Genomic DNA, 9,857 nt, shown 5'->3' on the forward strand with positions numbered 1-9,857 from the left:
GGTCGCCGAGGTAGAACGATGGTCGCCGGTGGGCGGCTGGTCGCGCGGAACGAGGTGGGCGCCGCGGTCTGTCGGACGGCGGCACCCACCCCGGTCGTGGTGGTGCGGTCAGATGCCCTTGGGGTGCCAGACCGTCTTGGTCTCGGTGAACGCGAGGATGCGCTGGGGGCGCGGGGACTCCGTCCAGTCGGGCTCGGCGTCGTCGCCGCGGCGTCCGACGGCGGGGCGCAGGACGCGCTTGACCGAGTCGGCCGCGGCGGCCTCGAGCTCGCCCCACGTGACGCCGTCGGCGCCGACGGCGCCCGCGAGGTCGATCGCGTTGACGTCGAGGTGCGACGCGAGCGGGGGAGCGAGCTCCTTGGTGAAACCCGTGAGGACGTTCACGACGCCGCCCGGGACGTCGGACGTCGCGAGCACCTCGGACAGCGTGACCGCGGGGATCGGCCGCCGCTCGCTCGCGACGACGATCACGGCGTTGCCCGTGACGAGGGGCGGGACGATCGTCGAGACGAGGCCCAGGAGCGACGAGCGCTGCGGGGCGAGGACCACGACGACGTCCGTCGGCTCGGGGGACGACATGTTGAAGTACGGGCCGGCGACCGGGTTCGCGGACCCGGCGACCTGCGCGACCTTGTCCGTCCAGCCGGCGTACCAGACCCAGCGGTCGATCGCCTCGGAGACGGCGAGCTCGGCCTGGCGCGCGGTGAGCCCCTCGCCCGCCATGACCTCGGCGACGAACTGGTCGCGGCGTCCCTCGAGCATCTCGGCGACACGGTAGAGCACTTGACCCCGGTTGTACGCGGTCGCGCCGGCCCACTTCGCCTGCGCGGCGCGCGCGGCGACGACGGCCTCGCGCGCGTCCTTGCGCGAGCCCTGCGCGACGTTGGCGAGGAAGCGGCCCTTGCTGTCCGTCACCTCGTACGTGCGGCCCGACTCGCTGCGCGGGAACTTCCCGCCGACGTAGAGCTTGTACGTCTTGCGCACGCCCAGGCGTTCCGGGGCGGGCGCGGTGCGGGCCGTCGTCGTGCGGGCGGCGCTCGTGCTGCGGGCCATCAGTAGGTGCTCCCCTCGATCAGGTAGGGCGCCAGGCCGTGCCGGCCGCCCTCGCGTCCGTAGCCCGACTCCTTGTACCCGCCGAACGGGCTGGTCGGGTCGAACCGGTTGAAGGTGTTGGACCACACGACGCCTGCGCGCAGCTGGTCGGCCATCCAGAGGATGCGCGACCCCTTCTCCGTCCAGATCCCCGCCGACAGGCCGTAGGGGATGTTGTTCGCCTTGGCGACGGCCTCGGCGGGCGTGCGGAACGTGAGGACGCTGAGCACGGGGCCGAAGATCTCCTCGCGTGCGATGCGGTGCGCGGCCGAGACGCCGGTGAAGAGCGTCGGGGCGAACCAGTACCCCGACGACGGCAGCTCGCAGGCTGGGCTCCAGCGCGTCGCTCCCTCGGCCGTGCCCGCCTCGGTGAGCTCGGTGATGCGCGCGAGCTGCTGCGGCGAGTTGATCGCGCCGACGTCGGTGTTCTTGTCCATCGGGTCGCCGACGCGCAGCGTCCCGAGACGGGACTTGAGCCGGTCGACGAGCTCCTCGGCGATCGTCTCCTGGACGAGGAGGCGCGAGCCGGCGCAGCACACCTGGCCCTGGTTGAAGAAGATGCCGTTGACGATGCCCTCGATCGCCTGGTCGATCGGCGCGTCGTCGAACACGATGTTCGCCGCCTTGCCGCCGAGCTCGAGCGTCGCGTGCTTGCGCGTGCCCGCGATCTCCCGAGCGATGCGCTTGCCGACGGCGGTCGAGCCCGTGAACGCGACCTTGTCGACGCCCGGGTGCCCGACGAGCGCCGCGCCCGTGGCGCCCGCGCCGGTGACGATGTTCACGACGCCGGGCGGCAGCTCGGCCTGACGCAGCAGGTCGGCGAAGAGCAACGCCGTGAGCGGCGTCGTCTCGGCGGGCTTGAGCACGACCGTGTTACCGGTCGCGAGCGCCGGGGCGATCTTCCACGCGAGCATGAGCAGCGGGAAGTTCCACGGGATCACCTGGGCGGCGACGCCGTGCGGTCGTGGGTCGGGGCCGTAGCCGGCGTGCTCGAGCTTGTCGGCCCAGCCGGCGTAGTAGAAGAAGTGCGCGGCCGCCGTCGGGACGTCGACGTCGCGCGACTCGCGGATCGGCTTGCCGTTGTCGAGCGTCTCGAGCACCGCGAACTCGCGCGAGCGCTCGGCGAGCAGGCGCGCGATGCGGAACAGGTACTTGGCGCGCTCGCGGCCCGGCATCGGGCCCCAGACCTTCTCCTGGGCGCGACGTGCGGCACGGACGGCGCGGTCGACGTCGTCCTCGGTCGCCTCGGCGACCTCGGCGAGGACCTCCTCCGTGGCCGGGTTGACGGTCTTGAACGAGCCGTCGTCGGACGCGGGCGTGAACTGGCCGTCGATGAACAGGCCGTAGGACGACGCGATGTCGACGACGGCGCGCGACTCGGGTGCGGGCGCGTACTCGAACGGTGATGCGGTGCTGGTCATGGTGCTGGTGTCCTCTGTCCCGCTCAGTCGACGGTCACGTAGTCAGGGCCCCAGTAGGCCCCCGTGGCGAGCTTGTTGCGCTGCATGAGCACGTCGTTGAGCAGCGACGAGGCGCCGAACCGGAACCAGGCCGGGTCGAGCCAGTCGCCGCCCGCGGTCTCGTTGACCGCGACGAGGTACTTGATGGCGTCCTTCGACGTGCGGATGCCGCCCGCGGGCTTGACGCCGATCGGGACGCCGGTGAGGGCGCGGAAGTCGCGCACGGCCTCGAGCATGACGATCGTGACCGGGAGCGTCGCCGCGGGGGAGACCTTGCCGGTGCTCGTCTTGATGAAGTCGGCGCCCGCGAGCATCGCGAGCCACGATGCGCGGCGCACGTTGTCGTACGTCGCGAGCTCGCCCGTCTCGAGGATGACCTTGAGGTGCGCGTGGTGGCCGTTCGCGCGGCACTCCTCGCGCACGGCGACGATGTCCTCGTAGACCTGGGAGTAGCGGCCGGAGAGGAACGCGCCGCGGTCGATGACCATGTCGATCTCGTCCGCGCCGGCCTCGACGGCCTCGCGCGTGTCGGCCAGGCGGACGGCACGGGAGGCGCGCCCGGACGGGAACGCCGTCGAGACCGCGGCCACCTTGACGCCCGTCCCGGCGAGGGCCTCGACGGCGACGGGGACGAGGTCGTTGTACACGCACACCGCCGCGGCCGACGGGCAGGTCGGGTCGGCCGGCTCGGGCCGCACGGCCTTCGCGGCGAGCGACCGTACCTTGCCCGGGGTGTCGGCGCCCTCGAGCGTCGTGAGGTCGACCATGCGGATGATCGTGTCGAGCGCCCAGGCCTTCGACGTGGTCTTGATCGAGCGCGTGCCGAGCGCCGCGGCGCGACCGTCGGCGCCGACCTTGTCCACGCCCGGCAGGCCGTGCAGGTAGCGCCGCCAGGCGGTGTCGTCGAGGAGGGCGGAGCCCGTCACGGAGCGCGCGATGTCGGCGATCTCGGCTGCGTGCCGGTCGGCCGATCCCGGGGTCGCCGGGACCGTGGTCGAGCCCGCCGGGCCGGTCTCGGCGACCGCCGTCGGTGTCGTTGTGCTCATCGCACCAGGTTACCCGTCGGTACGGTGCTCTGCGGGTGAGCAGGCCTCGATCCAGGGGCGACCACGCACGGAACTAACGGCGCGGCGCGCGCCACGTCTCGAGCGTTGCCGCGATCTTCTCGATGTCGCGCCCCGAGACGTCCGCCGACGCCATGATCAGCTCGTACAGGGACTCGTGCGGGGCGTCGAAGTCATAGCCGTTCAGACCGTAGAAGACATGCACGGCGAGCAGCCCGAGCCTCTTGTTCCCGTCGATCAACGCGGGGTTGTTCACGACCGAGTCGAGCAGCGCAGCGGCCTTGAGGTCGAGGGTCGGGTAGAGCTCCGTGCCCATCATCGAGCTCGCCGGACGGTGGAGGGCAGAGTCGAGCAGTCCGAGGTCGCGGACCTCGGGCTCGTGCCCGAGGAGTCCCCCGGCGATCCTCAGGATCTGCGCCGGGCTGAGGTAGGTCGTCATCGCGGGCTACTTCAGGCGGTCCAGGACCGGTCGATAGCGTTCGAGGCCCTCTGGGAGCAGCGTCTCAAACATCCGGTTCCGCTCGTCCGTGTAGGCGCGGACCGCGCGCCGGACCGCTTCCTGCTTCGAGATCCCCTCGCGCTGAGCGATCTCCTCGAGCGCACGGTCCTCGTCCTCGCTGAGGCGCAGGGTCATGGCCATGGTGTACACCCCGTCTCTACCGGTTCTGGTATCACCAAGGTATCACCGGAGGGGCGTGCCGTTCCTGAGGACCGCCCGGCTCTTCTTGCTACAGACCCAGTGCGCGCTGCATGTCCGCCTTCACGCGGTCGAGGCGGTCACGCGCGGCCGCACGGGCGGCCGTGAGGTCGTCGTGCGACGCGTCCGGGGCGACGGGCAGCACGACCTCCAGGTAGCACTTGACCTTCGGCTCGGTCCCGCTCGGGCGCACGATCACACGCGTCCCGTCGGCCGTGAGGATCCGGACGCCGTCGGTGGGCGGCAGCCCGTCGAGCCCGGCGGACAGGTCCGCGACGTCAGACACCCCGGCGCCCGCGAGCGTGCGTGGGGGAGCGGAGCGCAGGTGCGTCATCGTCGCCCCGATGCGGTCGAGGTCCGTGAACCGTGCGGAGAGCTGGTCGCTCACGTGCAGCCCGTACGCGCGTGCGAGGTCGTCGAGCGCGTCGACGAGCGTGCGCCCCTCGGCCTTGAGCCGGTTCGCGAGCTGCGCGACGAGCAGCGCGGCGCTGATGCCGTCCTTGTCGCGCACGTTCTCGGGATCGACGCAATAGCCCAGCGCTTCCTCGTACCCGAAGGCGAGCCCGTCGACGCGGGAGATCCACTTGAAGCCCGTGAGCGTCGTCGTGAAGCCCAGGCCGTGCGCGGCCGCGATGCGTGCCAGCAGGCGCGACGACACGACCGAGCACGCCAGCACCCCGCCAGGTGCCCCCGAGGAGGCGGCCCGCCGGGCGACGTCCTCGCCGAGCAGCGCGCCGACCTCGTCGCCGTGCAGCATGCGCCAGCCGTTCGACCGCGCGGTCTCCGCGCCCTGGTAGGTCCCGACGCGCGGGTCGAACACCGCGACGGCGCACCGGTCCGCGTCGGGGTCGTTGGCCAGCACGACGTCGGCACCCGCGTCCTGCGCGACGGCGAGCGCAAGGTCCATCGCGCCGGGCTCCTCGGGGTTCGGGAACGCGACGGACGGGAAGTCGGGGTTCGGGTCGAGCTGCTCCTCGACCGGGACCACGTGCGCGAAGCCCGCGTCCCGCAGGACGTGCGCGACGGTCTCGCCGCCCACGCCGTGCAGCGCCGTGGTGACGACCTTGAGGCGGCGTGGTACGCCGTCGGACAGCGCGAGGACCGACCGGACGTACGCGTCGACGACGTCGCGACCGAGGACCGTCCAGCCGTTCTGCGCGCGCGGCACCGACCGTGCCGGGCCGACGGCGTCGATCGCCGCCGCGATGCGGGCGTCGTACGGCGGGACGATCTGCGCGCCCTGGCCCGAGCCGGTCACGACGCGTCCGCCGAGGTAGACCTTGTAGCCGTTGTCGGCGGGCGGGTTGTGGCTCGCGGTGACCATGACGCCGGCGTCGGCGCCGAGGCGGCGCACCGCGAACGCGAGCACCGGCGTCGGCAGGGCCGACGGCAGCACGAGGACCTCGACGCCCGCCGCCGTGAGTACGGCCGCGCTGTCCACCGCGAAGGTGCGCGACCGGTGCCGCGCGTCGAAGCCGACGACGACGCGCGGGCGCGCCGCACCACCCGCGCCGGCGGGGCCGAGGGTGTCGATCAGGTAAGCCCCCAGGCCCGCCGCCGCGCGGATCACCACGGCGCGGTTCATCCGGTGCGGCCCCGCGGCCATCCGGCCCCGCAGCCCGGCGGTCCCGAACTCGAGCGGCCCCGAGAACCGGTCCAGCAGCTCGGCGGACGCGGCCACGCGCACGTCGTGCTTGCGGGGGTCGGGCGAGTCCGCCAGGTCGAGCAGGTGCCGCAGCTCCGCCTGGTCGTGGGGGTCGACGTCGTCCTCGATCCACGCGGCGACCCGCTCGAGGAAGGCCGAGCGGTCGATGCCGGGGTCGAAGGCCGGGTCGTCGGCGGCGTCGGCCCGGTACCCGGCGGTGCGGTCGGTCATGTCACACCAGCTTCGCGATCTCGGCCAGGAGGGAGCTGATCCGGGGGCCCGCGGCCTGGCCGGCCTCGATGACCTCGGCGTGGGAGAGCGGCGTCGGGCTGATCCCGGCCGCGAGGTTGGTCACGAGCGACAACCCCAGCACCTCGAGCCCGCAGTGCCGGGCCGCGATGGCCTCGAGGGTGGTCGACATGCCGACGAGGCTCGCCCCGAGGACGCCCGCCATGCGCACCTCGGCCGGGGTCTCGTAGTGCGGGCCGGGGAACTGCGCGTAGACGCCCTCGTCGAGGGTCGGGTCGACGCGGCGCGCGAGCTCGCGCAGGCGCGGCGAGTAGACGTCGGTGAGGTCGACGAAGGTCGGGCCCTCCAGCGGGCTGCGCCCGGTGAGGTTGATGTGGTCGGCCAGCAGCACGGGCGTCCCCGCGGACCACGCGGGGTCGAGACCCCCGCAGCCGTTCGTGAGGATCACGGTCTCGGCGCCCGTCGCGGCAGCGGTGCGGACACCGTGCACGACCGCGCGCACGCCCTTGCCCTCGTACAGGTGCGTGCGGGACCCGAGGACGAGCGCGTGGCGCACCGACCCGTCGGCGCGCTCGACGCGGATCGAGCGCGTCACCGACAGGTGGCCCGCCACCGTCGGCGCCGAGAAGCCCGGGATCTCGTGCGTCGGCACCTCCGCGACGACGTCGCCGAGCAGCTCCGCGGCGCCGCCCCAGCCCGAACCGAGCACGAGCGCCATGTCGTGACCGTCGACGCCGGTGGCCTCCGCGATGTGGTCGGCGGCGGCACGGGCCACGAGGAACGGGTCGGTGCCGGGGTCGTCGAGCGTGGGTGTGCTCGCAGGCGTCGTCGTCATGCTCGCAAGGCTAGTCCGTCGCGCGGGCCGTGACCTGGCGAGCAGGGCCCGGCAGGCCGGTGTCGCGCGCCTCGCGGAGCCTCGCACGCCGTCAGGCCCCGACCCGACGGCCTGACAGAATGACCTCCGTGACGACCGAGAGCACTGACCCCCTGACCACCCGGACCGCGCCGCGGATCGTGATCGTCGGAGGTGGTCCCGGAGGTTACGAGGCGGCTCTCGTGGCCCGTCGGCTCGGCGGGGACGTCACCGTCGTGGAGCGTCAGGGTCTCGGCGGTGCCGCGGTCCTCACCGACGTCGTCCCCTCCAAGACCCTCATCGCCACCGCCGACTGGATGACGATCGCCGAACGCGCGGCCGACCTCGGCATCCGCCTCCCCGTCGACACCGCGAAGGCGCAGCACCCGGCGATGCGGCGGCACATCGTCGACCTCGAGGCCGTCAACACCCGCGTGATGGCGCTCGCCGCCGCGCAGTCGGCCGACATCCACGCGCGCCTCGAGCGCGAGGGAGTGCGCATCGTCGTCGGCGAGGGACGGCTCGACGGCCCGGAGCGCGTCGTCGTCGACGCCCCGGAGGGCGGGGCCGACCCGCTCGCGCTCGACGCCGACGTGATCCTCCTCGCGCTCGGCGCCACCCCGCGCGTGCTCCCGACGGCGCAGCCCGACGGCGAGCGCATCCTCACCTGGACCCAGCTCTACAGCCTCAGGGAGCTGCCGGAGCGCCTGATCGTCGTCGGGTCCGGCGTCACGGGGGCGGAGTTCGCGGGCGCCTACAACGCGCTGGGCTCGGACGTCGTGCTCGTGTCGAGCCGCGACCGCGTGCTGCCCGGCGAGGACGCCGACGCCGCCGAGCTGCTCGAGGGCGTGTTCCGCTCGCGCGGCATGACCGTCATGTCCCGCTCGCGCGCCGAGTCGGCCGAGCGGACCGAGGACGGCGTCCGCGTGACCCTGGCCGACGGCCGCGTCGTCGAGGGCTCGCACGTCCTCATCGCGGTCGGCGCCATCCCCTCGACGCACGGCATCGGGCTGGAGGAGGCCGGTGTCCGGCTCACGCCCAGCGGCCACGTCGAGGTCGACAAGGTGTCGCGCACGTCCGTGCGCGGCGTCTACGCGGCCGGCGACTGCACGGGCGTCCTGCCGCTCGCGTCCGTCGCGGCGATGCAGGGACGCGTCGCCATGTCGCACGCGCTGGGCGACGCCGTCGCGCCGATCAAGCTCCGCACCGTCGCCGCGAACATCTTCACCGCCCCCGAGATCGCGACCGTCGGGTACAGCGAGGAGCAGCTCAAGGCGCAGAACAGCAAGTACGTCACGACGACGCTCCCGCTCGCTCGCAACCCCCGCGCCAAGATGCTCGGCATGCGCGACGGCTTCGTCAAGCTCTTCGCGCACCCCGAGGCGAGCGTCGTGCTGGGCGGCGTCGTCGTCGCCCCGCGCGCGAGCGAGCTGATCTTCCCCATCACGCTCGCCGTCTCGCACCGCCTCACGGTCGACGACGTCGCCTCCGCCTTCACCGTCTACCCGTCGCTGTCCGGGTCCATCGCCGAGGTCGCGCGCATGCTGCACCACCGCGAGGACTGAGGCGCTGACGCGCGGGAGCACGGCGCCGTCAGGCAAGTGATGCGACGAGCCGTCGGGCGCTCGTGCCCGGCTCCTCCGCGCCGGTGACGAACGTCCGGTGCGCGAGTGCGCGGGTCCCGGGGTCGTCGAACCATTCGGCGAGGAAGTCGTGGCCTGCCGAGATCCAGTCCCTCCCCTTCGAGGCGATCGCCCGGGCGCGCAGCACGTCCAGCGCGCGGTCACGGTCCGTGGAGGGCAGGACGAGGACGACGTGGGGGACGGGCGCGAGTGCTGCGCGCACGCGGGCGAGGTTGGCCGGGTCCGTGAACGACGCGTGCCCGGCACCCAGGGCGAGGACCGTGCCCGGGTGCTCGCCGACCGCGCGCTCGACGGCGTGAGCCCGCGCGGGCTCCCACTCCCGCTCGGCCGCGACCCGGCCCACTGCGGCGATACGTCCGACGAGCCGGTCGACGCTCCACCCGACCTCCGGGTAGTAGTCGTCGGCGACGGCGTCGAGGTCCACGAATCGCGTCTCGAGCAGCTCCGCGGCGAGCTCACCCAACGTGGACTTGCCCACAGCCGCAGGGCCGAGCAGGACGAGGTCCGGGACCGCCGTCGGCCCGGTCTCCCGGCCGTCCACGTCAGAGCTGGCCGTCGACGCGCAGCGTCCCATCCGAGTACGCGAGATCGGTGACCTGGAGTCCGGGAAGCGTGCGCTCGACGGCGGCACCGAGCAGCGCCTGCACGTCGATCGCGACGCGCGCGTCGGGCAGGACGCGCACGGCCTCCGGCGGGAGGCCCTTGCTGCGGAGCGCGCCCTGCAGCGGCCCCTCGACGAACCCGAGGAGCTTGTGCGCGGGCAGCCCCGCGGCGTGGGCCTCGACCGCGAGGACGGCCGTCCCCGCGACGACCGACTCCACACGCAACGTCGCGCGCACGACCGGGACGAGCCGGGCCGCGAGCTTGAGGGCCGACGGCGGGTCGGGCACCTCGCGCAGGTCGACGACGACGCGCACGTCGTCGCCCTCCCCGGACACCGACCGCACGTACGGCGGCAGACCGCCCGTCGCGCGGGCGATCTCCACGGCCTCGGTCACGGTCAGCTCGATGCGCATCCGCCGACCCTAACCCGCCGAGAGAGAACCGTGGTCCGTCGAGGTAGAACCGTGGTCGCGCGAGATAGAACCCCGGTCGGCCGAGGTAGAGCCGTGGTTCGCCGAGGTAGAGCCGTGGTCTCTGGGGTCGACTGCGCA

10 protein-coding genes are annotated in these 9,857 nt (G+C 73.3%); 1 reads left to right on the plus strand and 9 read right to left on the minus strand.

The window, feature by feature from the left end; all coding sequences use genetic code 11:
* Positions 1 to 108: 108 nt before the first annotated feature.
* The 7 genes from AC4H2H_RS19465 to AC4H2H_RS19495 form a co-directional block, all read right to left on the minus strand.
* Positions 109 to 1,053 (minus strand): aldehyde dehydrogenase family protein, encoded by a 945-nt coding sequence (locus AC4H2H_RS19465; protein WP_494372483.1) that lies wholly within the window; start codon positions 1,051 to 1,053, stop codon positions 109 to 111.
* A complete protein-coding gene (locus tag AC4H2H_RS19470) occupies positions 1,053 to 2,513 on the minus strand; it encodes an aldehyde dehydrogenase family protein (RefSeq protein WP_494372484.1) in 1,461 nt (486 codons plus the stop codon). The genes AC4H2H_RS19465 and AC4H2H_RS19470 overlap by 1 nt, the downstream gene beginning before the upstream one ends.
* Before the next feature lie 23 nt (positions 2,514 to 2,536).
* Positions 2,537 to 3,598, minus strand: a complete 1,062-nt coding sequence (gene deoC, locus AC4H2H_RS19475; RefSeq protein WP_494372485.1) for a deoxyribose-phosphate aldolase — start codon at positions 3,596 to 3,598, stop codon at positions 2,537 to 2,539.
* A gap of 73 nt (positions 3,599 to 3,671) precedes the next feature.
* Positions 3,672 to 4,055: a type II toxin-antitoxin system death-on-curing family toxin gene (locus AC4H2H_RS19480; RefSeq protein WP_494372486.1), complete on the minus strand. Its 384-nt coding sequence runs from the start codon at positions 4,053 to 4,055 to the stop codon at positions 3,672 to 3,674.
* A 6-nt stretch (positions 4,056 to 4,061) separates the two neighbouring features.
* On the minus strand, positions 4,062 to 4,250 hold the full coding sequence (locus AC4H2H_RS19485; protein ID WP_494372487.1) for a ribbon-helix-helix protein, CopG family: 189 nt from the start codon (positions 4,248 to 4,250) through the stop codon (positions 4,062 to 4,064).
* A 94-nt stretch (positions 4,251 to 4,344) separates the two neighbouring features.
* Entirely contained in the window at positions 4,345 to 6,189 is a 1,845-nt protein-coding gene (locus AC4H2H_RS19490) for a phospho-sugar mutase (protein ID WP_494372488.1), read from the minus strand.
* A 1-nt stretch (position 6,190) separates the two neighbouring features.
* A complete protein-coding gene (locus AC4H2H_RS19495) occupies positions 6,191 to 7,042 on the minus strand; it encodes a purine-nucleoside phosphorylase (RefSeq protein WP_494372489.1) in 852 nt (283 codons plus the stop codon).
* A 119-nt stretch (positions 7,043 to 7,161) separates the two neighbouring features.
* On the opposite strand from AC4H2H_RS19495, the gene AC4H2H_RS19500 reads away from it, so the two are divergent.
* The gene (locus tag AC4H2H_RS19500) at positions 7,162 to 8,625 is read left to right on the plus strand and encodes an NAD(P)H-quinone dehydrogenase (RefSeq protein WP_494372490.1); all 1,464 of its coding nucleotides are present in this window, start codon (positions 7,162 to 7,164) and stop codon (positions 8,623 to 8,625) included.
* Between the two features lie 28 nt (positions 8,626 to 8,653).
* Here the strand turns inward: AC4H2H_RS19500 and AC4H2H_RS19505 are convergent, their stop codons facing one another.
* Positions 8,654 to 9,244: a hypothetical protein gene (locus AC4H2H_RS19505; protein ID WP_494372491.1), complete on the minus strand. Its 591-nt coding sequence runs from the start codon at positions 9,242 to 9,244 to the stop codon at positions 8,654 to 8,656.
* Between the two features lies 1 nt (position 9,245).
* Positions 9,246 to 9,719: a hypothetical protein gene (locus tag AC4H2H_RS19510; RefSeq protein WP_494372492.1), complete on the minus strand. Its 474-nt coding sequence runs from the start codon at positions 9,717 to 9,719 to the stop codon at positions 9,246 to 9,248.
* Positions 9,720 to 9,857 lie beyond the last annotated feature (138 nt).

The organism is Cellulosimicrobium sp. BMG9.22, assembly GCF_059159975.1.